Origin of the sequence: Tenacibaculum adriaticum (genome assembly GCF_008124875.1) — a bacterium.
GTDB classification, from domain to species: Bacteria; Bacteroidota; Bacteroidia; order Flavobacteriales; family Flavobacteriaceae; genus Polaribacter; species Polaribacter adriaticus.
The window spans coordinates 130,489-152,964 of sequence record NZ_VNIA01000001.1 but is presented as its reverse complement, the minus strand read 5'-3'; the positions used below and the strand labels follow the sequence as shown (position 1 = coordinate 152,964).

At 31.7% G+C, this 22,476-nt stretch carries 22 protein-coding genes and 1 pseudogene; 7 read left to right on the top strand and 16 right to left on the bottom strand.

Annotated elements, in window-relative coordinates; genetic code table 11:
• Window positions 1–6 precede the first annotated feature (6 nt).
• The 10 genes and pseudogenes from C7447_RS00780 to C7447_RS00735 all read right to left on the bottom strand — a co-directional run bounded on the left by C7447_RS00780 (window position 7) and on the right by C7447_RS00735 (window position 9,096).
• Window positions 7–273 carry a hypothetical protein gene (locus C7447_RS00780; RefSeq protein WP_170245861.1) on the bottom strand — a complete coding sequence of 89 codons (267 nt, stop codon included), beginning with the start codon at window positions 271–273 and terminating at the stop codon, window positions 7–9.
• Window positions 274–356: 83 nt separating this feature from the next.
• Entirely contained in the window at window positions 357–1,106 is a 750-nt protein-coding gene (locus C7447_RS00775; protein WP_148868274.1) for a tetratricopeptide repeat protein, read from the bottom strand.
• Window positions 1,106–2,872, bottom strand: coding sequence for a BatD family protein (locus tag C7447_RS00770; RefSeq protein WP_148868273.1), 1,767 nt, complete (start codon window positions 2,870–2,872; stop codon window positions 1,106–1,108). Before C7447_RS00770 ends, C7447_RS00775 begins: the two co-directional genes overlap by 1 nt.
• A 52-nt stretch (window positions 2,873–2,924) precedes the next feature.
• Window positions 2,925–3,740, bottom strand: a complete 816-nt coding sequence (locus C7447_RS00765) for a tetratricopeptide repeat protein (RefSeq protein ID WP_148868272.1) — start codon at window positions 3,738–3,740, stop codon at window positions 2,925–2,927.
• A gap of 1 nt (window position 3,741) precedes the next feature.
• Entirely contained in the window at window positions 3,742–4,782 is a 1,041-nt protein-coding gene (locus C7447_RS00760) for a VWA domain-containing protein (protein ID WP_211354884.1), read from the bottom strand.
• Window positions 4,783–4,786: 4 nt separating this feature from the next.
• Window positions 4,787–5,791 carry a vWA domain-containing protein gene (locus C7447_RS00755; protein ID WP_148868271.1) on the bottom strand — a complete coding sequence of 335 codons (1,005 nt, stop codon included), beginning with the start codon at window positions 5,789–5,791 and terminating at the stop codon, window positions 4,787–4,789.
• Between the two features lie 196 nt (window positions 5,792–5,987).
• Window positions 5,988–6,866: pseudogene (locus tag C7447_RS00750) on the bottom strand (hypothetical protein); the annotation flags it as partial.
• A 4-nt stretch (window positions 6,867–6,870) separates the two neighbouring features.
• Window positions 6,871–7,734: a DUF58 domain-containing protein gene (locus tag C7447_RS00745; RefSeq protein ID WP_148868270.1), complete on the bottom strand. Its 864-nt coding sequence runs from the start codon at window positions 7,732–7,734 to the stop codon at window positions 6,871–6,873.
• A gap of 3 nt (window positions 7,735–7,737) precedes the next feature.
• Window positions 7,738–8,067, bottom strand: a complete 330-nt coding sequence (locus C7447_RS00740) for a hypothetical protein (RefSeq protein WP_148868269.1) — start codon at window positions 8,065–8,067, stop codon at window positions 7,738–7,740.
• Between the two features lie 39 nt (window positions 8,068–8,106).
• Window positions 8,107–9,096, bottom strand: a complete 990-nt coding sequence (locus tag C7447_RS00735; RefSeq protein ID WP_148868268.1) for an AAA family ATPase — start codon at window positions 9,094–9,096, stop codon at window positions 8,107–8,109.
• A 241-nt stretch (window positions 9,097–9,337) separates the two neighbouring features.
• On the opposite strand from C7447_RS00735, the gene C7447_RS00730 reads away from it, so the two are divergent.
• Genes C7447_RS00730 through C7447_RS00715 form a run of 4 tightly spaced genes read left to right on the top strand, consistent with a single transcriptional unit; the run spans window position 9,338 to window position 14,741 of the window.
• Window positions 9,338–12,340, top strand: coding sequence for a TonB-dependent receptor (locus C7447_RS00730; protein ID WP_148868267.1), 3,003 nt, complete (start codon window positions 9,338–9,340; stop codon window positions 12,338–12,340).
• An 11-nt stretch (window positions 12,341–12,351) separates the two neighbouring features.
• Entirely contained in the window at window positions 12,352–13,206 is an 855-nt protein-coding gene (locus C7447_RS00725; protein WP_148868266.1) for a hypothetical protein, read from the top strand.
• 10 nt (window positions 13,207–13,216) lie between these two features.
• Entirely contained in the window at window positions 13,217–14,029 is an 813-nt protein-coding gene (locus C7447_RS00720) for a hypothetical protein (protein WP_148868265.1), read from the top strand.
• Entirely contained in the window at window positions 14,019–14,741 is a 723-nt protein-coding gene (locus C7447_RS00715) for a hypothetical protein (RefSeq protein ID WP_148868264.1), read from the top strand. The genes C7447_RS00720 and C7447_RS00715 overlap by 11 nt, the downstream gene beginning before the upstream one ends.
• A gap of 103 nt (window positions 14,742–14,844) precedes the next feature.
• On the opposite strand, the gene C7447_RS00710 is transcribed toward C7447_RS00715, so the two are convergent.
• Window positions 14,845–15,609, bottom strand: a complete 765-nt coding sequence (locus C7447_RS00710; protein WP_170245859.1) for a UDP-2,3-diacylglucosamine diphosphatase — start codon at window positions 15,607–15,609, stop codon at window positions 14,845–14,847.
• A 91-nt stretch (window positions 15,610–15,700) separates the two neighbouring features.
• Between C7447_RS00710 and C7447_RS00705 the strand changes: the two genes are divergently transcribed.
• Window positions 15,701–16,147 (top strand): nucleoside deaminase, encoded by a 447-nt coding sequence (locus C7447_RS00705; RefSeq protein WP_148868263.1) that lies wholly within the window; start codon window positions 15,701–15,703, stop codon window positions 16,145–16,147.
• Between the two features lie 76 nt (window positions 16,148–16,223).
• Here C7447_RS00705 and C7447_RS00700 read toward each other — a convergent pair whose 3' ends face one another.
• Window positions 16,224–16,697 carry a methylated-DNA--[protein]-cysteine S-methyltransferase gene (locus C7447_RS00700; RefSeq protein WP_148869473.1) on the bottom strand — a complete coding sequence of 158 codons (474 nt, stop codon included), beginning with the start codon at window positions 16,695–16,697 and terminating at the stop codon, window positions 16,224–16,226.
• 1 nt (window position 16,698) lies between these two features.
• Window positions 16,699–17,463 (bottom strand): TatD family hydrolase, encoded by a 765-nt coding sequence (locus C7447_RS00695; RefSeq protein WP_148868262.1) that lies wholly within the window; start codon window positions 17,461–17,463, stop codon window positions 16,699–16,701.
• Between the two features lie 160 nt (window positions 17,464–17,623).
• Between C7447_RS00695 and C7447_RS00690 the strand changes: the two genes are divergently transcribed.
• Window positions 17,624–18,103, top strand: coding sequence for a retropepsin-like aspartic protease (locus C7447_RS00690; RefSeq protein ID WP_148868261.1), 480 nt, complete (start codon window positions 17,624–17,626; stop codon window positions 18,101–18,103).
• 59 nt (window positions 18,104–18,162) lie between these two features.
• On the opposite strand, the gene C7447_RS00685 is transcribed toward C7447_RS00690, so the two are convergent.
• Together C7447_RS00685 and C7447_RS00680 are read right to left on the bottom strand one after the other, a co-directional pair.
• A complete protein-coding gene (locus tag C7447_RS00685; RefSeq protein WP_211354883.1) occupies window positions 18,163–19,350 on the bottom strand; it encodes a pyridoxal phosphate-dependent aminotransferase in 1,188 nt (395 codons plus the stop codon).
• Between the two features lie 12 nt (window positions 19,351–19,362).
• Window positions 19,363–20,454 carry a fatty acid desaturase family protein gene (locus tag C7447_RS00680; protein WP_148868260.1) on the bottom strand — a complete coding sequence of 364 codons (1,092 nt, stop codon included), beginning with the start codon at window positions 20,452–20,454 and terminating at the stop codon, window positions 19,363–19,365.
• Between the two features lie 142 nt (window positions 20,455–20,596).
• Here C7447_RS00680 and rsmG point away from each other — a divergent pair, with 142 nt between their 5' ends.
• The gene (rsmG, locus tag C7447_RS00675) at window positions 20,597–21,226 is read left to right on the top strand and encodes a 16S rRNA (guanine(527)-N(7))-methyltransferase RsmG (protein ID WP_148868259.1); all 630 of its coding nucleotides are present in this window, start codon (window positions 20,597–20,599) and stop codon (window positions 21,224–21,226) included.
• A gap of 11 nt (window positions 21,227–21,237) precedes the next feature.
• Here the strand turns inward: rsmG and C7447_RS00670 are convergent, their stop codons facing one another.
• Entirely contained in the window at window positions 21,238–22,473 is a 1,236-nt protein-coding gene (locus C7447_RS00670) for a DEAD/DEAH box helicase (protein ID WP_148868258.1), read from the bottom strand.
• Window positions 22,474–22,476 lie beyond the last annotated feature (3 nt).

The window sequence follows — 22,476 nt, the reverse complement described above, 5'->3', positions numbered from 1 at the left end:
ATAGAATTAAGCTAAAAACTCTGGAGGTGGGGTAGAGAATTCTAAATATTGAATTCTATATTCGTTAATGAAAATAGGATGATTTTCATTGTTTATTTTTCTCTTTAAGTTAAAAGAATAAGATTGTTGTTGTACAATTTTTTCTTTTTCATCTAACTCAGTATTATCATCATTTTCAACATCATCAAAGTCTAATTCATAACAAATTTCGATTTCGTTGATAGATGAAACATTTTCAACAATAAAAAAACCAGCCTTTAATGAAAGAATCATTAGAAGCATATATTTAAAATAAGTATGTTTAAATAATTTAATCATTGTTGAGGCGAAAATAATGATTTTCAAATAGAATGATGTTATAATTCTTTTAAATTTTTGGCTAATAACCAGCCAATTTTACCATCAGATAAACGAATTTTTTTCCAATTGTCTACGTTGTCTAAAACGAAAACTTTTGTTCCTTCGTGTAATAGGAAGGCCTCGTCAGCATTATTAGTAGGTTCGTTTTTAACGGTTACTTCTTCTGGAAAAATAATAGCTTCTACGATTTTATTTGAATTTGAGTACTGATTATAGGCTAATGAAAACGAAGTTATTGAAAAAAGAAAACTTAAAATACTTGTGATAAAAAAGAAACGTTTTTTTGACGAAATATTTGTAAAGTGAAAAAGCAGAAATAAAATTGAACCCAATAACGAAAGTATAATTGATATTATTCCCCAATTATTATAGGTTAACTTTTGTAAATAACGTTCGTTAAATTTTTGAAAAACAGATTTTGGTAATTCCTCAATCCTGTCGAGTGTTAATCGTTTTGCGAAAATTAAATTATTTTGAGCATCTTCATTTAACGGATTTAAACGCAAGGCTTTTTCGTAATTATAAATGGTAGGTGCTACTTTGTTGAGTTTGTAATAACAATTACCAAGGTTGTAGTAAAGTTCCGAAGAAACCAAGTTTTTTGTTTCTATTTGATGGTATAATTCGATTGCTTCTTGATATTTTCCTTCTTTATATAAATTATTAGCACTAGTAAACAACTCATCTGTATTTTGAGCTGAGGCGATGTTTGAAATTAATAAAAATAATAAGAACAATTTTTTCATTATAGTTGCTTATCTAATTGTGTTATTACTTGTTTTGCTTTCTCAAATTCTTGTTTCATTTGCACATCATTTATAGGTGTGTATCGTGCAAAATCACAATCATCTAATACATTTATAAAATTTGAAACAGTAATTTCTCCCACTTTTTTATTACGTAATAATTGTGTGATTTTATCTCGACTAATATCGGAAGTTTCTACTCCTAATTTTGCTTTTAAATAATTATGCAGGGCACGTTCTAAAGCTTCGTAAAAGCGTTCTTTATTACCTAGCTTTTTTTGAGCTTCAGATAAATATTTTTTCGCTAATTTATCTGCTTTTCTTTGTTTGTTTCCAGTCACATCAGCATCGCGTTCTTCTTTCTTTTTACCGATTAAAATTCCTACAGGAATAGCTATTAATGGTAAGAATAATAAAACATAAAACAAATTAGAATTAAAGAAATCTGTTGATTTTACAGGGTGTAAATTAGTAGCTGTTTGAATGTATCTAAAGTTTTTCCCAGTTGATTTTACAGCTTGCTTACTAATCGTATTATTTTCTTCCGTATTTGTGATTAATTCTTTTCCTTCTAATACATTTACATACAAATCATCAGTAGAAATTGTATAATACTTTTCATTCTCAGGATTAAAATAAGAAAACTCAGTACTTGGTATTTTATATTTCCCTTTGTATTGAGGAACAACAGTATAGTTATCAGCAACAGATCCATTTAAACCAGAAGTAGTAATAGATACATTCTCCTTTCTTTCGGGTTGATATACTTCAAGTTCTTTTGGGGTTACAATTTTAGGGATTTCAAATAATTTTAAATTCCCTTTTCCTGTTACTGTTACTTTAATTTGAGAAGATTCATTTGCTTTTAATGAATTTTTACTTGCATTTACTTCATAAGTAAATGCACCAACTGCTCCCGTAAAACTTTCTGGCTTTCCAATAGTAGGTAATGCTTTAACTTGAATATTTTTTTTTGCTGATGAAAATTCTTTTCGAACTTGTCTTGTAATCGCATTCCCGAAAAAATCACCACGACCTGTTGGTACCGCAACTACAATATCCATTTTCATTGGGTCTATGGTTAATTTACCAGATTTTGTTGGTATTAATAATGCTTTGTGTAACACAGCATAACGATAACGTTCGCCATTATACATAGCAGTTTTCACCGGCATTCCATTACGCTTAATTTCCTGATTCCAAAAACCGTTGTATTGAGGAGCCTCGGTAATAGCATTATCATAAATACCTACATTGTCACTAAAGTATAATCTGTATTCTACATAAATCCCTTCACCTACATAAGGTTGAGATTTAGAAACTTCAGCAACTAAATGAATGTTTTGTTCAGCAATATAACTAGGATCATTAGGATTTCTAGGAACATCAACAGCATCGGTAACAATAATTTTTACAGATTTTGATGTAAGGGTTTTTCCGTCAATTTCTATACTTGCAGAGGGTAAATCGTATTCTCCTTTAGCACGAGGTTCAATAATATACGTATACGATTGTGAAAAACTAGCTTTACCATTAATCCAAGATTGGCTAACCGATTGGCTCGGACCACCAACAACTTTAAAATTTTTAAAATTAGGAGCTTTAAAGTTGTCTCCTCCTTGTTTGTTAATAGAGTATTCTACGCGTAAGCGTTGGTTAACGCCTAGTTTATTTTTGCTTACCGTAGCTACTAATTCTACATCTTGCGCAAAAATTGAAACGGTTAATAATGTGATTAAAAATGATATGTAAAATCTCAACTTCATATATTTTTTAAAAAACAGGTAAAAATAAAAAATTTGATTTATTCATTCAACATTACCAATCTTTCTCTTGTTTTACTTTTTGTCCTTTAGACTTTTGAACATTCATTTTCTTTTGAGTCTTCTTCTCTTCGTTATTTAAACTCTCAAGCAATTGCTTCATTTGTTCAGGCGTCATTTTACCTTGTTGAGGTTTTGGTTGTTGATTAGGATCTTTTTTATCGTCTTTATTTTGTTTGTTCTGATCCTGTTTATCGTCTCCTTTTTGATCTTTCTTATCGTCCTTTTTATCTTTATCGTCGCCGTCTTTTTTGTCTTTATTTTGATCCTTTTTCTTATCCTCTTCGTTCTTCTTGTCCTTATTATCTTTATTGTCTTTGTTTTTATCCTTGTCTTTATTCTGATTTTGTTTCTCTTTTTCTAATTGTTTTTGTGCGGCAGCTAAATTGTAACGAGTTTCATCATCATTCGGATTTTTTCTTAATGCATTTTTATATGCATCTACAGCTTGTTGAAATTGTTTTTGTTCCATCATAGCATTACCAATATTATGGTAAGCTTCAGCTTTCACAAATTTATCTTTAGCCGTTTTTGCAGTTAATTCGTATTGAGAAACTGCTTCTTTGTAGTTTTTATCTTGATATAAAGCATTGCCAAAATTATAACTCGCTTTATCATATTTGCTGTCTTTTCCCAACGCTTTTCTGTATGCAATAGAAGCGTCGCTGTACTTTTGCTTTTTATACAACTCATTTCCGTTTCTAAGTAAAGCACGAGCTTCGCGTTGAAGTTTTAAAGAGTCTTGTTGTGCAATAATTTTAACTGATGAAAACATCAGTAGTATTAATAATATGTTGAATATCTTCTTCATTTTACTTCTTTTCCTCATTAAATAAATCAACTTTCTTTAACCATTTAGTCTTCTTATCAAACAAGAAAACATCTAATAATAAAAATAAGAATCCAAGCCCTACAAACCATTGGAATTGATCTTTATAATCGGAAAATTGTTTGGTCTCAAATTCACTTTTTTGTGCATTCCCAATTATCTTTTCAATAGTGTTTACAGGGTTTTCTGTTTTATTACCATCAATATACATGCCATTAGAGGCTTCAGCAATGCCTTGTAAAATATCTGGTTTACGTTGTGTGATTACTGTTTCGCCTTTATTGTCTTTTTTATAACCAATAAGCGAGCCATTTAATTTTATCGGAATTGGACCTCCTTTTTCTGTTCCTACACCAATTGTATACATTTTTACCCCTTCATTAGCTAGGTTTTGTGCTATTTGTTTGGTTTCTTCTTGATGATCTTCACCATCAGAAATAACAATTAAAAAGCGATTGGTTTGCTCGTCATTATTATAATAAGTTTTTGCCAAATTCAAAGCTTCATTAATTGCTGTTCCTTGGCTAGAAACCATATCAGGATTTGCATTTTGCAAAAACATATTTGCTGCGGCGTGATCTGTTGTAATTGGCAATAGCGGATATGCGTTTCCTGCATAAATGATAATTCCAACACGATCACTTCCTAGTTTATCTATGATTTTAGAAATAATTTGTTTCGCTTTTTCTAATCGGTTAGGAGCAATATCTTCGGCTAACATACTTTTAGAAACATCTAACGCAAAAACAATATCAACACCTTCGCGTTTTACTGTTTTAAGTTTGGTACCCATCTTCGGGTTTACTAAAGAAATAATTAAAAATGATATACCAATTAAAAATAAAATTAATTTCAGAACAGATTTAAAAGTAGATATATTAGGAGCTAATCTTGCTAAAAGATCAGGATATGCGAATTTTTTTTGCGTTCGCTTTTTCCACCATAAAACCAACAAGAAAACCACAATTATCACGGGAATAATTGTAAATAAATAAAAATATACTGGCTCTTCTAATTTATACATCTTCTTATATAAAGCTTTTGAATAATGTGTTTTTCAGTAAAAATTCTAACAATAAAAAAAGTCCTGCTAAAAGTACCCAAAAACGATATTTTTCGGTGTAATTGTAATACTTAAATTCTTCAATTTTTGTTTTTTCTAATTTATCAATTTCATCGTAAATTGCTTTCAGTTTACTATTGTTTGTGGCTCTAAAATAACGTCCTTCAGTTTCTTTAGCGATGAATTTTAATAATTCTTCGTCGATTTCTACTTGTTGATTTCTAAAAGATAATTGTCCTGTTCTAGGGTCTTTTGCCCAAGGAAAAGGAGCCATTCCATTAGTTCCTATTCCAATAGTGTATACTTTAATGTTGAGCTCTTTAGCGAGTTCAGTAGCTGTTCTAGGATCCACAAAACCAGAGTTGTTTACTCCATCTGTCAACAAAATAATCACTTTACTTTTTGCTTTACTTTCTTTAAGTCTGTTAACCGCAGAACCCAACCCCATTCCTATAGCTGTCCCGCCATCTAATTGTCCCCATTTAATTTCAGAAATAGTTCTTTTTATAATAGATTTGTCGCTTGTAATTGGTGTTTGTGTAAAGCTTTCACCTGCGTACACCACAATTCCAATCCTGTCATTCGGACGACGATTTACGAAATCGGTAGCCACTCTTTTTAAGGCTTCTAAGCGGTTAGGTTGTAAATCTTTTGCTAACATACTAGCAGAAACGTCAATAGCCATAACTATATCGATACCTCTGTTGGTTTTGGTTTTCTTACTAACTGCTACATTTCTTGGTCTTGCCAATGCTATAATAAGTGCGCTAAAAGCCAACAAACGAAACATGTATAACAAAGGTTTTAATTTCGGAAGAAATGAATTTGAACCTTTAAATCCTTTTATGCTCGATATGGTAAGTTGTGCACTCTCTTTTTTTCTACTAAAGAAAAACCAAATAGCTAATAATGGAATTAGGATAAATAACCATAAAAATTCTGGACTATGAAACTCGAAATTACTTAACATTTGTTATCGGCTGTTTTAACGAGTTTGACAAGGTTACTGCTTTTGATAATCCGTATGATATTAATCCAACTATTACTAAAATTAGTAAGATAAGTAATACTCTTATTATAACAGTAGGCTTTTTTACAGTAGGCTTTTCAACAATAATGACCGGCTGAATATTTTTAATTTCAGGTGAAGTTTCGGTAATATTTAGCTTTAAATTATTAATAATGTTTTCAGCAATATTTCTATCACTTTCAATTTCGTGTGCCATTGGTTTTGATTTAGCAAATTTGACTAAATCTGCCTGCTGTAACAAAAGTTCTAATTTTTTAATGGTTTCTTTATTGGTGTTTATAGACTTAGTATCATTAAAATCTGATAATGTTTCTATTAATCCGTTGGTTGTTGTTTCTTGTGCAGGGACGTGTAATTCTCTTTCTATATAATGGCGAATAACGTCTGTTAATTCGCTATAATATTGTTTAATTTTATTGTTTTGCCACAATAATTTTTCATCTAATAATTTTAGGCCTCTTAAAGCTTCTTGATATGGAGCTAATAAAGGCTCTGCAGTTCTAACTTCATTATTTTGTGTGCGTTTTAAAGCAAAGTAAAGAACAGTTCCAACAAAAAGAAGAATTCCTAAAACCCAAAATAAAATAGTTTTAAAATCATCAAACTGATAAGGTTCGCCTTTAATTCCTTTTATAGGGAATTTTTTAATTTTTGTTGTGTCAACAGGAACTGTAGTTACGTTTATTAATAGACTGTCTGTTAAAAAAGCTTGGTTTTTAATGAAAACTTGTTGTTGCGGAATATAAAAAGCACCACTATCAAAACCTGTTAAAATGTATTTTCTAATTAATTTATTATTGATGGTATCAATTTTTAAACTATCAATAACCTCCAATCCATTAAGGTTTTCTAACTTAGGAATAATCACATTTTCTGTTTCATCTACAGACATTTTGTATTGAAATTGTTCTCCAATTCGTATGTTGGTAGTGTCAACTTCAACTTTTACTATTGATGATTGTGAAAATGCAAAAGCAGAAATAAAAAGCGATATGTAAAATAATAGTTTTTTCAATGGATTATTTACTTTTAAAATAACTCAATAATTTTTTTACATAACTTTCATCAACTCTAGTATTGATAGTTCCAGAACCACTTTTTTTGAAAGATGTGGTAAAATAATCGTTTAATCGTAATGCATTTGCTTTATACTGTGTTCTTACGGATTTCGAACTTGTATTTATTAAACTTACTGAGCCAGTTTCACTATCTAGCATTGGAACAACTCCAAGGTTTGGAATTTCTTCGTCGTGTTTGTCGTACACCTTAATTCCTGTTATGTCGTGTTTTCTTCCTGCAATTTTTAGAGTACGCTCGTAACTATCATCCATAAAATCAGACAACATAAAAACGATTGCTTTTTTCTTCATAATACCAGACAAAAATTTTAAAACCTCATCGATGTTTGTTTGTTTACTCTTTGGTTGAAATTCTATTAACTCACGAATAATTCTAAGTACATGGCTTTTTCCTTTTTTAGGAGGGATAAACAATTCAACTTCCGAAGAAAATAAAATTAAGCCAACTTTGTCATTGTTTTGAATTGCAGAAAAAGCTAAAGTTGCAGCAATTTCCGTAGCGGTATCTTTTTTAAATTGAGTAGCTGTACCAAAAAATTCTGAACCAGAAACATCTACCATTAACATCATGGTAAGTTCTCGTTCTTCCTCAAATACTTTTATATAAGGCTCGTTATAGCGAGCAGTAACGTTCCAATCTATAGCACGAATATCATCACCATATTGGTATTGACGCACTTCAGAAAATGTCATACCACGTCCTTTGAAAGTAGAATGATATTCACCTCCAAAGATGTGATTAGACAAACGTTTTGTCTTAATTTCTATTTTACGAACTTTTTTGAGTAATTCTTTGGTATCCATTTTTTAGTTTAACCATTCTTCCGGTAATGGTGGTAATTCTAATTCTTTAATTTCAGAAGTCTTTTTAATAACAAATAAAGGAGTTCCTTTTATTGATAAATTAATGTTGTTTTTTTGAGCAATTTCTTTTATTACGGTATTCATACTGCGTTGTTGGCATAATACCAAGCTGTTCATTATTACATTAGATTCCGTTTGTAAATCGAAACAGTCAACAAAAAAAGCAGGTTTCCCATCTTGATAGATGATAGCCTCTGTGCTTTTCTTTTTTTTGGTTTCTAAAATTTGTTTTTTTCCTGTAATAGTTCTGTAAGTTGTTAAATTATATGTCATTTGGGGAATGATTTTGGGGATTATATTCTATTTGTTGTTTTAAGGTACTTGTACTTCATTTATTATTGCATTAATAATATCAATAGAAGAGATGTCTTCAGCTTCAGCTTCGTAAGTGATTCCAATTCTATGACGTAACACATCATAAACTATTGCGCGAACATCTTCTGGAATTACATAACCTCTTCTTTTTATAAAAGCATAACATTTTGCAGCTTTTGCTAAAGAGATACTTCCACGAGGAGAAGAGCCAAAGCTAATTAAAGGTTGTAATTTTTCTAAATTATATTTTTCTGGATAACGAGTTGCAAATATGATATCAAGAATATATTTTTCTATCTTTTCATCCATGTAAACTTCATCAACTGCTTTACGAGCTTTAATAATTTGATCTATGGAAACAACAGGATTAATAGTTGCAAATTTTCCATTTAAATTTTGACGCATAATAATTTGTTCGTCCTGTAAATTTGGGTAATCAATTACTGTTTTTAACATAAAACGATCGACCTGTGCTTCGGGTAATGGGTAAGTACCTTCCTGTTCTACAGGGTTTTGTGTAGCCATGACCAAGAAAGGTTCGTCTAACTTAAAAGTAGTGTCGCCGATGGTAACTTGACGCTCTTGCATAGCTTCTAATAAAGCAGATTGTACTTTCGCTGGAGCACGGTTAATTTCATCCGCTAATACAAAGTTGGCAAAAATTGGTCCTTTTTTAATAGAAAAGTCATTTTCTTTAACATTGTAGATCATAGTACCTACAACATCTGCGGGTAATAAATCTGGAGTAAACTGAATTCGGCTAAAGCTACCTTGTACTGCTTTTGAAAGTGTGTTGATAGCTAATGTTTTAGCTAAACCAGGAACACCTTCTAATAGAATATGTCCGTTACCCAAAAGACCTATTAATAGTCGTTCAATCATATGTTTTTGACCGACGATTACTTTGTTCATCTCTGCAGTTAATGAATCTACAAAAGCACTTTCTTTTTCAATCTTCTCATTGATAGCTCTTACATCTACATCCATTTTTCTTAAAATATTATAGGTTACATTTTGGTAAACAAAACTACAATAATAAGAATTTTTTTGTTGTTAAAAGTTGGTTAAAGATTTTGATGTTTATAAGATGTTTTATTTTCAATAATTTAACCTTTATTTTTATTTATTTGCGTTTATGTCTGAGTTGTTGTTTAATATTTTCATCAAAACCTTGTTTTTGTTAAAAAAAATGCAAATATTTGTTAAATTAACTTTAACCAAATTTTATATGAAAAAAAGCTATATTTTTAGGAAAACTATAGTTGCATTACTTTTTTTATTTACAGGGAATATCATAGCTCAAACAATAAACGGAAAAGTTGTTGGGGAAAACGGGGATTCTTTACCTTTTGTTAATGTGGTTGAAAAGGGGACTACAAATGGGGTAAATACCGATGAAAATGGTAAGTTTTCGATTAACGTAAAAAAATTGCCAACTATTTTAACGATTTCATCTATAGGTTTTAAAACTGTAGAAAAAAATGTAACATCAGTTTCTTCGATTACTATTAAATTATTAGAAGATAGTGTTGGTTTAGAAGAGGTAGTATTGTCTATAGGATCACGTAACAAGAGTAGAACAGTAGTAGATTCTCCAGTGCCAATTGATGTTATTGATGTTAAAGAATTATTAACATCAGGTCCTCAAGTTAATTTAAATCAAATTTTAAATTATGTGGCACCTTCATTTTCATCAAATACTCAGACAATTTCGGATGGGACAGACCATGTAGATCCTGCTTCTTTAAGAGGTTTAGGGCCAGATCAGGTTTTAGTGCTGGTTAATGGTAAAAGAAGACATACTTCTTCTTTAATAAATGTAAACGGAACTTTTGGTAGAGGGAGTGTAGGTACAGATCTTAATGCTATCCCTGCTGCGTCAATTAAAAGAATTGAAGTTTTAAGAGATGGTGCGGCTGCACAGTATGGTAGTGATGCTATTGCAGGAGTAATTAATATTGTACTTAATGATACTACAGATCAATTAAATTTGTCAGTAACATCTGGAGCTAATGTATCTAAGTATGCAGAAGAACAAACAGGAGGGATGGATGGTGAGTCTGTAAATGTTTCTGCTAGTTATGGTATAAAATTAGGAAAAGAAGGAGGTTTTATAAATTTTTCAGGAGATTTTGACTATCGTAACCCATATAGTAGAATGAAAGAATGGGAAGGCGATATTTTTAATGGTGCTAACGCAATAGAATGGGTAGCTAGTAATTCTGGAATGAATTTAGCAGATCTTTCTTTATCTGAAGTTCAATTTGCAGCTCAAGGAGTAACATATTTTGATCTTCAAACAAAAAACGCTATTGCTAATGCTAACTCTTTGGTTGATATTTTTGGTGTTGATGATGGGAGTAATTCAATGGCGGGTATTCTATCTACTCTAAATGTAAATTCATCTGGTCAAACAACAGGAATTATACCTTTAGATTTTACAGAACAAGAATTAGTGGTTAGAGGTCAGGAAAGAAGTGATTACAATATGAGAGTTGGTCAATCTGGTTTAAGAGGAGGACGTTTTTTTGCAAATATGTTATTACCTTTAGATGATAACGGAACAGAGTTATATTCTTTTGGAGGCTTTGGTTCCAGAAATGGTAATTCTGCTGGTTTTTATAGATTACCAAATCAAGAAAGAACTTATACACCGATTTATATTAACGGTTTTTTACCAGAAATTAATTCTAAAATTAAAGATCAATCGGTTGCTGTTGGTATTAGAGGTAAAATTAGTGAATGGGATGTGGATGTAAGTAATACTTGGGGTAAAAATGGATTTCTATATGAAATAACAAACACTTCAAATGCTTCCTTATTAAATGATTCATCAACGGAGTTTGATGCAGGAGGGTTCTCTTTTACTCAAAATACTACAAATGTTGATTTTTCCAAAAAATATAAAGATGTTTTTAAAGGGTTAAATGCGGCCTTTGGAAGTGAGTATAGAACTGAGATTTATGAGATAGTAGCTGGTGAAGAAGCATCTTATACTCAATACGATGGAGACGGATTACCAGTTATAGGTAGTACCTCGTCAACTGAAGATTTTTTTGGTAGAACAAGACCAGGAGCATCTCAAGTGTTTCCTGGATTTAGTCCAGACAATGAAGTAGTAAAAGATAGAAATAGTATTGGGGTATATGCAGATTTAGAAGCTGATTTAACAGAGAAATTATTAGTTAGTTTAGCGGGGAGATTCGAAAATTATAGTGATTTTGGATCGACATTTAATTACAAGGTTTCATCAAGATATAAATTGAATGAAAACATTAATATTAGAGGAGCTTTTAACACTGGGTTTAGAGCACCTTCTTTACATCAGTTGAACTTTAACTCTACATCTACCATTTTTGATAACCTAGGAAACCCTCAAGAGGTAGGTACTTTTGCAAATGATAGTAGAGTTGCTAAATTATTAGGTATCCCAGAGTTAAAGCAAGAAGAATCAGCTAGTGTAAGTTTAGGTTTTACAGCTAAAATTCCTAGTGCTAATTTAAAGGTTACTGTGGATGGTTACTGGGTAGGTATTGAAGATCGAGTTGTGTATACTGGTCAGTTTACGACAAATGACACAAATAGCAATACGAATGATGATTCAGATTCAGAATTTGGAAAATTATTAGAAAAAGCAAATGCTACTGCAGCATCATTTTTTGCAAATGCGATTGATACAGAATCGAAAGGTTTAGATGTTGTTATTACACATAGTGCTGAATTAGGTGATGGAATGAGATTAAAATCAGATTTATCAGCAACTTTTTCTCAAACTAAACAAGTAGATGATATTCATAGCTCTCAACAAATTGCAAATGCAGGTTTAGTGGATACATATTTTCCAGAAGATAGTCGAGTTTATCTTGAAGAAGCTGTACCTAGAACGAAGGTTAATCTTTCGAATACCTTGTCAACAGACAGGTTTAATGTATTCTTGAGGAATGTGTATTTCGGAGAAGTAACTGAGGCAACTACTGATCTTGATAGACAGCAAGTTTTTAGTTCTAAGATAGTTACTGACTTGTCTGTTGGGTTTAAAGCAACAGAAGAATTAACATTTACTGTTGGGGCAAATAATTTATTTGATATTTATCCAGACAAAGCAGCAACTAGTTTTTCAGATGGTGGAAATAACAGAAGTGATGGTCGTTTCGATTGGTCACGAAGAGCACAGCAATTTGGAATTGGAGGAAGATTTGTATTTGCAAGACTGAGCTTTGTAATAAAATAAAACTAGAAAAAATGAAAAATTTAAAATTAATAATATATCTATTCGTCTTTTCAATGACATTTATTGCCTGTGAAAATGATAATTTCGGACCAATAGAATCTACAGTAACAGAGACAGAAGAAGTTGTAATTGGCTTCTTAGATGATAATAATGGAGCGAGTCTTTTGGAAGACGGAGGAGAAGTAGTTTTTGAAGTCTTCTTATCAAAAGCTTTATCTTATGATGGTAATGTTGAGTTAGAAGTTACATCGTCAGATGGTTCTATTGAAAGTTCAGGTGTTCAGGAAGTAACTTATCAAGAGAATTTCATCATTCCTGCAGGAGTAACATCAGTACCAGTTACATTTACCTTCTCTGATGATACTTTGAATGATGGAGAAGAAACGTATACTGTGCGAATTAAAAACTTTACAACAGCAACAACACTCACACAGCAATATGTAATCAGTGCTTCTGATGTAAACAAAAAGGAGAGAATAGTAAAAGTTTATGATGTTCTTCCTACTGTAGTTGAAACTACTGTTGGTGATGTACAAGTTGAGTTTACCTGGAGGAATAGTTCAGCGGATTTAGATTTGTATTTAATAAGAGGAACGGAGTTGTTAAATGCTAACGTAATTGATTACAGTGTAGGAACAACCACTACGGAAATCGTAGAATTACCAACGTTAGAAGTGGATAATATATTTACAGTTTATGCACAATATTGGACGTCTCCTGTAGCTGTAGATTATACAATGACATTTACGTTTCCAGATGCTCAAGAAATAGAATATACGGGAACAATATCAGATGATAGTATACTCTTTCAGTTCAATAAAGAAACAAATGGAGATGATGTAACTTATATAATTTCACAACTTTAAAAAATAAATTATGAAAAAAACATTAAAAAAAATACATATATTTTCGTTTATTTTGATAGGAGCTTTGTTAAATTCGTGTGCGGTGGATGATGATCCTGCTATAAGGCCTTCGGGAACTATCGTAACTGCTTCATTGGATAAAACGGGAGAAATTTTTGTTTTTCCTTCACCTCCAGAAAATGAAGCAACTGTTAATGTTGTTTTATCTAGTCCAGTGGAGACTACAAGTCAATTTATATACACATTAAATGGGGTTGAAAAATCGGTCGTTTTAAATAGCGGAGATACTGTTGCTCCAATAACTATACCTAATGTAGTGGGTAATGTAAGTAATATCACTCTTACAAAGGCGGTTAGTTTATATAATACTAGTTTGGTGCTTGGTGCTCAAACTTCTGTAAAACTAGTTAGTGTTCCAGCAGCGTCTGCAAATGCTATAAATATAGTATTGTCTTTAGATTCACCAACAGATGTATTCTTCTCATTTGCTGCATTTAATTCTGATGGAGGATGGGAGGCCGATTTATATGGTGGGCTAAGTACAAGTTTTTCTATTCCTATAAATGCTAATATTCAAAATTCAATTGATATTTCACCAGACTTTTATTATGCGATAGATATTTATTCTGCTCCATTAACAGATCCTGGTTATACAATATACGTAGTAAAACCAGATACTTCTATTGAAATTTTTAGTGGTTCAAACTTGGATTTAAATGGATCGACAGATCAAGATGTAATATTAGTAGATGTGTCTGATGATCCTGATGTTCCTGGCAATAAACTTTTTAATTTCACTCAAAATTTAAATTATGAAAATTAAGAATATATACTTTTTATTAACGATATTATTTCTAGGAATAACATTCTCTAGTTGTGATATAAATAACAAAGAAGAATTGATTGAGAATCCTATAGATTCTTTTAAATCCACTTCAACATCATTAATTATTGACTCTCCTGAAGGATTAGTTTATGATTTGATTGTTGAAGCTTCTACTACGTATCCAGCAGACCGTTATGTAGAGGTAGAAGTAAGTGATGAGTCTATAGGGAGTAGAATGGATTATAGTTTTACAGGAGCAATAGTAATTAAAGCAGGAGAGACATCGGGAACTACCCCAATAAAGTTTAATTTTGAGTCTATTCCTCTTGATGTACAAAGATCGTTAGTATTAAAAATTGCTGGGAATCCAGATGAGGTTATTATTGACTATAAAAAAGTTTGTTTTTCTAATGATATTCATTTAAATATAGTTTTTGATCTTTTTCCAGAAGAAACAAGTTGGCAAATACAAGATTCAAGTTCAGCGGTAGTGGCTTCTGGAGGGGCGTATTCAGGACAAGAAATTAACATAGACATGACTTTGCCAGACGGTACTTATACATTTACAATTAATGATGCTTATGGTGATGGTATGTGTTGTGCATGGGGTAATGGTTCTTATTCTCTAACGGTACCTTTCTGTTCAAAAATTATAGCTCAAGGAGGGGCTTTTGGATTGTTTGAGTCTACAGAATTTAGTTTGCCTTAAAGATTGTATAGAATTTAAGAGAATAATAAAAAATACCTGTAATCTTTACAGGTATTTTTTATTATTCTCTTTTCAATTTAAAAAAGCAATCATTTAATACTTTTTATTTATACCCATTCAAAGAAAAACCACTTCTCTCAAAAACACCATAAGTAAAATACCCAATCCAATCACCTAAATTGATATATATACTGTTTTCCTGTAATTCAATTTCCAAAGGAAGATGACGATGGCCAAAAACAAAATAATTATAGTGTCTTTCAGTAAGCTTCTTTTTACAATATTGTACTAACCATTCATTTTCTTCGCCTAAAAATTTAGCATCTTCATCACCCGAAATCAACTTGTTTTTAACGGACATATATTGCCCTAAACGAACGCCAATATCAGGGTGTAACCAACGAAATAACCATTGAAATGGTTTAAAAGTAAACACTTTTTTCATTCGTTTGTAACCTTTATCATGTGGTCCTAATCCATCACCGTGACCAATTAAAAATGATTTCCCGTTAATGGTGAATTCTTGAGGCGAATGATATACAGGTATGTTCAATTCGGTTTCAAAATAATCACACATCCATAAGTCATGATTTCCTACAAAGAAATAAATCGGAATTCCGCTGTCTTTAATTTCGGCTAGTTTTCCTAATACACGAACGAAACCTTTTGGAACAACGGTTTTGTATTCAAACCAAAAATCAAATAAATCACCTAGTAAAAAGATGGCTTCTGCATCCATTTTTATTTCATCGAGCCAACGAACAAATTTTTGTTCGCGAGGAAAACTTGCTTCTTGAGTGGGTGCTCCTAAATGTTGATCTGAAGCAAAATAGATTTTCTTATTTTCTGAAGTGTTGATTGATATCAAATCGAAATTTTTGGTAAAAATAACTATTTTGTACAGAGTATGTAGCTTCAATTTTTAGCTACTTTTGTTTTATCACTTAAAAACAATATAAATGAATCCGTTTGATGACGAATATTTTATGAAAAAAGCTTTGCAAGAAGCGCAAACAGCTTTTGATAAAGGAGAGGTTCCGGTAGGAGCGGTTATCGTTTTAAAAGATCAAATTATAGCCCGTGCACATAATTTAACGGAGACTTTAAATGATGTGACAGCACATGCAGAAATGCAAGCATATACATCAGCTTCTGATTTTTTAGGAGGAAAATATTTAAAAGATTGTATTTTATATGTTACACTCGAGCCGTGCCAAATGTGTGCGGGGGCAAGTTATTGGGCGCAAATTGGTAAAATTGTTTACGGAGCCAGAGAGCCAAAACTCGGGTTTAGTGTTTTAGAAACTAAATTACATCCAAAAACAAAAGTGATTTCTGGAGTTTTAGAAGAGGAATGTGGTTTGTTATTGAAACGTTTTTTTGTAGAAAAACGAAACTTAAATTAATTTAGTCATTACGAGCAAGGTGAAGTAATCTTTATGTAGTAAGATTGCTTCAATATAAATATTTAGCAATGACGTGTTAAAAAAGACTTTGTTGTTTATTTCCACTTTCGTGTTCTAATAGCCATTTTTTACGCCAAATGCCACCAGCATATCCGGTTAATGAGCCGTCGGAACCTATAACTCTATGACAAGGTATAATAATCGAAATAGGGTTTTTACCATTAGCAGAAGCAACTGCACGAATTGCTTTTACGTCTCCTAATGCTTTTGTTTGTTCTAAATAACTCCTTGTTTTATTAAAAGGAATATTTAATAATTCTCCCCAAACTTTTTGTTGAAAATTGGTTCCTTTGGGGTTTAATTTTAGGTTGAATTCTGTTCTTTCTCTAGAAAAATACTCATCCAACTGTGTTATGCAGTTTTGTAATGAATCTGGAACTTCGGTTGAAGTTTCAATATCATTTTTATCAAACAAAATAGATTGAATACCATTTTTATCACCTTTTATTTCAAGAGTTCCAATAGGTGATTTGTAATATGTAGTTTCAATTTTAGACACCAAAAATCTCTTTAGAATTCTGAGTAGTAATTTTTGAAATTTCTTGATACGATAACCCGTAAATATCTACTAATTTACCTGCAACTTGAGTTATATAACTACTTTCGTTACGTTTTCCTCGGTATGGAGTGGGAGCTAAATAAGGTGAATCGGTTTCTAAAACAATATGTTCAATAGCTATTTGATTCAAAAACTGATCTATTTTTCCATTTTTAAAGGTAGCAACTCCTCCAATTCCTAATTTCATGTTGTAAGAAATTGCTTTCTGTGCTTGCTCTAATGTTCCGGTAAAGCAGTGAAAAATTCCGAATAAATCATCGCCTTTTTCAGTTTCTAACACTTCAAAAATTTCATCAAAAGCATCACGACAATGAATTACAATCGGTAATTTTTTCTCTTTTGCCCATTGAATTTGCGTTCTGAAAGCTTCTTGTTGTTGAGGTAAAAAAGTTTTATCCCAGTATAAATCGATACCAATTTCGCCAATTGCATAGAAGTCACGTTTATCAATCCATTCTTTTACATGTGCTAATTCTTCTTTGTAATTTTCTTTTACCGAAGTGGGATGCAAGCCCATCATTAAAAACACATCGTTAGGATAGTTCGTTTCTAAATCTAACATGCGTTGCGTATAAGAACTATCGATAGCAGGAATAAAAAAACGAGAAACGCCAACTTCTTTTGCGCGGGCTATCATTTCATTTCTATCTTCATCAAATTGTTCTGAATATAAGTGAGTATGTGTATCTGTAATCATTTCTAGTTTTCTTAAGTCATTGCGAGGAAGAAATGACGAAGCAATCTTTTTATGAGATTACTTCATAAACTTCGTTTTTATTTTCAATCAAAATGTATTTTGATTTTAATAGTGTTCGTAATGACGTATTTTTGTTTATCAGATAGCAAAAGTACGAGAAATGGCAAGTTTGAAAAAAGTATTACGAAAAAAGAAATACATCAAAATTAAATTAAAAAAGATAGTTACTAATCATTTAGAATTATCAGCAAAAATAAATGGAGTTTCAGGTAATTTTATTTTAGATACTGGTGCCTCGAATTCGTGTGTTGGATTAGATCTAATAGAACATTTTAAATTGATTTCCGAAGAAAGTGATGTTAAAGCGGCTGGTGCAGGAGCTACGGATATGGTTACTCAAAAATCTGTAAATAATACTCTAAAAATTGGGAAGTGGAAAACAAATGAAAGTCATTTAGTATTGTTTGACTTAACACATGTAAATACGGCTTTAAAACAACATGATGCTGATGAGGTACAAGGTATTATTGGAGCTGATATTTTAGAGCAAGGTAGAGCATTTATAGATTACGATAAAAAAGTTTTGTATTTAAAAAAGATGAAAAAGAAAAAATATAAGAAATTAAAATTACCTTTTTAAGAAATAAAAAAATCCCGAGTTATTAACTCGGGATTTTTGTTTGTGTATATAAGTAGGTTTTAACTCAAAACTTCTTTAATTCTTTTAATCGCTTCGCGTAATTGTAATTCTGATGCAGCATATGATAAACGAATGCAATTTGGGGCTCCAAAAGCATCACCAGTTACGGTAGCTACATTTGCTTCTTCTAACAAGAACATTGAGAAGTCGTTTGCATTTTTAATTTCTTTATTACGAATAGTCTTTCCGAAGAAAGCAGAAATATCTGGGAAAACATAAAAAGCACCTTCTGGTACGTTTAGTTTAAATCCTTCAATTTTTCCTAATAAATCTAATACAATATCTCTACGGCTTTTGAATTCATCTACCATAAATTGTACTTTACTTGGATCTGCTAAAACAGCTGTAATTGCAGCGCGTTGTGCAATGCAATTGGTTCCAGAAGTAATTTGCCCTTGCATTTTTGTACAAGCCTTAGCAATCCATTCTGGAGCACCTATGTAACCCACTCTCCAACCAGTCATTGCAAACGCTTTTGCTAATCCGTTAACAGTAATGGTACGATCGTACATGTTTTCGATCGCAGCAAAACTAAAGGGTTTTGTACCGTAGTTAATATGTTCGTAGATTTCATCAGAAAGGATAAAAATCTGTGGATGCTTTTCTAATACTTTTGCCAATGCACGATATTCTTTTTCGCTATAAACTGTACCACTTGGGTTGTTTGGCGAGTTAAAGAAAATCATTTTTGTTTTTGGTGTAATCGCCGCTTCTAATTGCTCAGGAGTAATTTTAAAATCCGATTCTATTGACGAAGGAATTTCAATATATTTAGCTTCACATAAAGTTGCGATTGCTGAATAACTTACCCAATAAGGAGCTGGTAATAAAACTTCGTCACCAGAGTTTAATAAAACTTGTGCAATGTTAGCAATAGATTGTTTTGCACCTGTAGAGACTACAATTTGATTAGGTGAATAGTCAACGTTATTATCACGTTTAAATTTTACGCAAATAGCTTCTTTTAACTCAACATAACCATCTACAGGAGTGTATGAGTTGTAATTTTGATTAATAGCTTCAATTGCGGCCTCTTTAATAAAATCGGGTGTATTAAAATCGGGTTCGCCTAAGCTTAAGCTAATAATATCTTTTCCTTGCGCTTTTAATTCGCGTGCTTTAGCAGCCATGGCTAAAGTTTCTGAAACAGGTAAACTGTTAATCCTGTTAGATAATGGGTGTGACATTTATAGTGTTGTTTATGCTAGTTGAGGTTTTTTACCAAGTTCTGCAAGGTGATTAAAATGTTCTATAATAGCACGTCGCATAGTTTTGTATTCGTTGTATGGAAGATTGAACTCCTTCGCAGTTTCTTTCACAATTTTCGCTAATTTATCATAGTGAACATGAGAAATATGAGGGAAAATATGATGCTCTACTTGGTGGTTTAACCCGCCTGTATAAAAATTAACTAACCAGTTTTTAGGTGCAAAATTAGCCGTTGTGTATAATTGGTGTACTGCCCAAGTATGTTCCATATTTCCATTCTCATCTGGTTCAGGCATTTTGGTAGAAGGTACAATATGTGCCAATTGAAATACCACACTTAAAATGATTCCTGCTGTGTAATGCATTACGAAAAAACCAATTAATACTTTCCACCATGCAACATCCATAATTGCGATTGGTAAAACAATCCAAAGTAAATAATAAACTATTTTAGAAATGACCAATTTAGTCCATTCTGTTGCTGGATTTGGAAACTCTCCGTACGATAATTTACGTTTTAAGTAACTTCGCATTTGTTTAAAGTCGGTAGTTATCGCCCAATTTATGGTTAACAATCCGTATAAAATAGGAGAGTAATATTTTTGAAATTTATGAATAGGAAGCCATGTAGATTTTTTTGAAAAACGAATAATTCTACCCGCGTCTATATCTTCATCATGATCTTTTATATTGGTAAACGTGTGATGCAAAACATTATGTTGCACTTTCCAGTTATATACGTTCCCTGCAAGAATGTATATACTACTTCCCATTAATTTATTTACCCATTTTTTCGTTGAAAAGGATTCGTGGTTAGCATCGTGCATTACATTCATACCAACACCCGCCATACCTATTCCCATTAAAATGGTTAAGGCTAATATTAACCAATGAGACATGCTCACTGTTAAAATTAAAATGAAAGGCACAAGAAAAACTGCAAACATTAAAATTGCTTTTGAGTATAATTTCCAGTTACCCGTTCTTTTAATATTATTATCTTTAAAGTAGGTGTTTACCCGCTTGTTCAAAGTTCTAAAAAACTTTGCTTTATCTATTCTTGAAAATTGAATTGTCTTCATATTTTAATTTAAAGTTGTAAAAATAACTCTTTTTAGTTCATGTTATTTTGTTATAATATTTTTTAACGATAATTATTCATTTGTATTAAACTCAACTTTTGTTGATTTGTTTCATATTTTTGCATTCCAATTTACGAATACTATGGATATCATTTTAAAATACTTTCCAAATTTAACGGAAACACAAATTGAACAATTTTCAAAGTTACAAGAATTATACAAAAATTGGAACTTAAAAATAAACGTAGTTTCTCGTAAAGATATAGATGAGTTGTACTTACGTCACGTATTACACTCTTTAGGTATAGCAAAAGTTATGCCGTTTAAACCCGGAGCAAAGGTGATGGATGTTGGTACAGGAGGAGGTTTTCCAGGTATACCGTTAGCAATATTATTTCCAGAAACGCAGTTCCATTTAGTAGATAGTATTGGTAAAAAAATAAAAGTTGTAGACGAAGTTGTTGAAGGTTTAGGCTTAGAGAATGTAAAAACGACCCATGGACGCGTTGAGGAAGTAAAAGATACTTACGACTTTATTGTAAGTAGAGCCGTAGCACAAATGGAAACTTTTCATCGTTGGGTGAGAAATAAAGTACATAAAAAACATATTCACGAGTTAAAAAACGGAATTTTATACTTAAAAGGAGGTGATTTAACGGAAGAGTTGGCAGATTTCTCCAAAGCAACTATTTACAATTTGCCAGATTTCTTTGAGGAAGATTTCTTTGAAACTAAAAAAGTGGTGCACTTACCACTAAAATATAGAGGATAAAAAAATGCTGGTTAATACCAGCGTTTTTTGTTTTTCTTAGAAGCTTCAGATTTTCTCCCTTTTTTATTTTTGCTAACCGTATTTGGTTGCACTTTCACTTTTTTAGGTTTTGTTAACGGATATGGATGATCCTCAATCACCTTAATAGTTCTTTGTAGTAAATCTTCAATTAATTTGATATACGGATTTTCATCTGGGCTACAAAAAGAAAAGGCAATTCCTGCTTTTCCTGCTCTACCTGTTCTACCAATTCTGTGCACGTACGTTTCAGGTATGTTTGGGATGTCGAAATTAATTACCGCATCTACGTTGCTAATGTCGATACCACGAGCAGCAACATCTGTAGCAATTAAAATACTTACTTTTTTGTTTTTGAATAGTTCGATAGCTTCGTTACGAAGATTTTGGGTTTTGTCTCCATGCAAACTAGTTACTTTATAGCCATTTTTTAATAGTGTTTGCTCTAATTTGTCAACCCCATATTTAGTGCGACGAAAAATGATAATTCGCCCGTTAATAGTGTTTCGTAACAAATGCAAGCACAAATCGGTTTTGTTCTTTTTAGGAAGACGATATAAAAGTTGACCAATATTTTTTGCTGTTGTATCCGTAGGATTAATTTCTACTTTTTCTGGTCGGTGTAAGATTGTGTTTGCCAGTTCTACTATTTTTTCTGGCATGGTTGCAGAAAATAATAAGGTCTGTTTTTTACGAGGACACAATTCTTCAATTTTTTTAACATCGTTTATAAAGCCCATGTCTAACATTAAATCAGCTTCGTCTAACACAAATGTTTTTAAAAAACGTAAATCTATATTTCCTTGTTTGTGCAAATCAATCAATCTACCGGGAGTTGCGATAAGAATGTCTACGCCTTTTTTAAGAACGTCTTTTTGAGGTTCTAAAGACATACCACCGTAAACAACGGTAGTTCTTAAATTGGTGTATTTACTGTAGGTTTTAAAATTTTGTTCTATTTGTTGTGCTAATTCACGTGTAGGACTTATAACTAACGCTTTTATTTTCTTTTCTCCTTTTTCAGCATCTTGCTCGTTAAATAACTGTTCAATAATGGGTAATGCAAACGCTGCGGTTTTACCTGTACCCGTTTGTGCAGATACAATTACATCTTTTTTAGCTAAGATTAACGGAATCGTTTTTTCTTGCACCAAAGTTGGAGTATGATATCGTTCTTCGGCAATCGCTTTTAAGATAGATTTATGTAAAGGTAAGTCTGAAAACTGCATGCG

Coding starts and splice junctions, on each gene's coding strand:
- C7447_RS00780 (WP_170245861.1), bottom strand. CDS start 273: ATGATTCTTTCATTAAAGGCTGGTTTTTTTATTGTTGAAAATGTTTCA.
- C7447_RS00775 (WP_148868274.1), bottom strand. CDS start 1,106: ATGAAAAAATTGTTCTTATTATTTTTATTAATTTCAAACATCGCCTCA.
- C7447_RS00770 (WP_148868273.1), bottom strand. CDS start 2,872: ATGAAGTTGAGATTTTACATATCATTTTTAATCACATTATTAACCGTT.
- C7447_RS00765 (WP_148868272.1), bottom strand. CDS start 3,740: ATGAAGAAGATATTCAACATATTATTAATACTACTGATGTTTTCATCA.
- C7447_RS00760 (WP_211354884.1), bottom strand. CDS start 4,782: ATGTATAAATTAGAAGAGCCAGTATATTTTTATTTATTTACAATTATT.
- C7447_RS00755 (WP_148868271.1), bottom strand. CDS start 5,791: ATGTTAAGTAATTTCGAGTTTCATAGTCCAGAATTTTTATGGTTATTT.
- C7447_RS00745 (WP_148868270.1), bottom strand. CDS start 7,734: ATGGATACCAAAGAATTACTCAAAAAAGTTCGTAAAATAGAAATTAAG.
- C7447_RS00740 (WP_148868269.1), bottom strand. CDS start 8,067: ATGACATATAATTTAACAACTTACAGAACTATTACAGGAAAAAAACAA.
- C7447_RS00735 (WP_148868268.1), bottom strand. CDS start 9,096: ATGGATGTAGATGTAAGAGCTATCAATGAGAAGATTGAAAAAGAAAGT.
- C7447_RS00730 (WP_148868267.1), top strand. CDS start 9,338: ATGAAAAAAAGCTATATTTTTAGGAAAACTATAGTTGCATTACTTTTT.
- C7447_RS00725 (WP_148868266.1), top strand. CDS start 12,352: ATGAAAAATTTAAAATTAATAATATATCTATTCGTCTTTTCAATGACA.
- C7447_RS00720 (WP_148868265.1), top strand. CDS start 13,217: ATGAAAAAAACATTAAAAAAAATACATATATTTTCGTTTATTTTGATA.
- C7447_RS00715 (WP_148868264.1), top strand. CDS start 14,019: ATGAAAATTAAGAATATATACTTTTTATTAACGATATTATTTCTAGGA.
- C7447_RS00705 (WP_148868263.1), top strand. CDS start 15,701: ATGAATCCGTTTGATGACGAATATTTTATGAAAAAAGCTTTGCAAGAA.
- C7447_RS00695 (WP_148868262.1), bottom strand. CDS start 17,463: ATGATTACAGATACACATACTCACTTATATTCAGAACAATTTGATGAA.
- C7447_RS00690 (WP_148868261.1), top strand. CDS start 17,624: ATGGCAAGTTTGAAAAAAGTATTACGAAAAAAGAAATACATCAAAATT.
- C7447_RS00685 (WP_211354883.1), bottom strand. CDS start 19,350: ATGTCACACCCATTATCTAACAGGATTAACAGTTTACCTGTTTCAGAA.
- C7447_RS00680 (WP_148868260.1), bottom strand. CDS start 20,454: ATGAAGACAATTCAATTTTCAAGAATAGATAAAGCAAAGTTTTTTAGA.
- rsmG (WP_148868259.1), top strand. CDS start 20,597: ATGGATATCATTTTAAAATACTTTCCAAATTTAACGGAAACACAAATT.
- C7447_RS00670 (WP_148868258.1), bottom strand. CDS start 22,473: ATGCAGTTTTCAGACTTACCTTTACATAAATCTATCTTAAAAGCGATT.